Genomic DNA, 794 nt, shown 5'->3' with positions numbered 1-794 from the left:
AAGTCCCGAAGCGAAGCGGTTAGTCGCTGTTATACGACGGTCAGTATTCTAGTTAATCCAGTTTTCGATTTTAAGTTCTTTAATTCTCTTAAATTCTTTTTCATTGTTTGTAACTAGTATTATATCATTTGCGATAGCTTGTGAAGCAATGAGTAAGTCATAAGGACCGATGATTTCTCCCTTTTTTTCTAGTTTAGTTCTTATTGATCCAGCTATAGAAGCAGATTCTGAGTCGAAGGGGATAATGTTTAGAAATCCAAGAAATTCATTAAGAGTTTTTTTGTTTTGTTCTGATTTTTGACTTTTTTCAACGCCATATTTAAGTTCAAATTCAGAGATTGCAGAAATGAATATGTTATCTAGGCTTATCTTTTTGAATTTTTGATATACTGCTTCAGGTTTTTGATTTATGATGTAAATGCAAATATTTGTATCTAACAAATACTGATTCATATCGTATTTCGCTTATCAAAAGTTTTCGGTTGATTTCTTTCAATGTTAAAATCATCGGAAAAATCATTTAGTGATTTCCATAGTCTATCAACAGCATCATCGATCGGGGATATGATGACACAGTTCCCGTCTTTTCTGATGTAGACTTCCTTTCCTTTAAATCGAAATTCTTTTGGAAGTCTAACAGCTTGGCTATCACCGTTCTTAAATAATTTAGCACGATTCATATATATATTCCAGTATATATGTTTTGGTTTGTCAAGTCCTAAATAGTTAGATATTTCTTCATTATTACTCTTACTTTCAGGAAAACATCTGCTGACTGTCGTATAACGAACTAG

At 31.9% G+C, this 794-nt stretch carries 2 protein-coding genes; both read right to left on the bottom strand.

Going from position 1 to position 794, the window contains the following annotated elements:
* Nucleotides 1-48: 48 nt before the first annotated feature.
* Nucleotides 49-453, bottom strand: a complete 405-nt coding sequence (gene vapC, locus EHQ31_RS06505) for a type II toxin-antitoxin system tRNA(fMet)-specific endonuclease VapC (RefSeq protein WP_135575088.1) — start codon at nucleotides 451-453, stop codon at nucleotides 49-51.
* Nucleotides 450-680: a type II toxin-antitoxin system antitoxin VapB gene (gene vapB, locus EHQ31_RS06500; protein WP_135575089.1), complete on the bottom strand. Its 231-nt coding sequence runs from the start codon at nucleotides 678-680 to the stop codon at nucleotides 450-452. Before vapB ends, vapC begins: the two co-directional genes overlap by 4 nt.
* Between the last annotated feature and the right edge of the window lie 114 nt (nucleotides 681-794).

It is taken from the genome of Leptospira montravelensis (assembly GCF_004770045.1).
In the GTDB taxonomy this organism is placed as follows: Bacteria; Spirochaetota; Leptospiria; order Leptospirales; family Leptospiraceae; genus Leptospira_A; species Leptospira_A montravelensis.
This window is presented reverse-complemented; position numbering and strand designations above follow the sequence as displayed.

Coding starts and splice junctions, on each gene's coding strand:
- vapC (WP_135575088.1), bottom strand. CDS start 453: ATGAATCAGTATTTGTTAGATACAAATATTTGCATTTACATCATAAAT.
- vapB (WP_135575089.1), bottom strand. CDS start 680: ATGAATCGTGCTAAATTATTTAAGAACGGTGATAGCCAAGCTGTTAGA.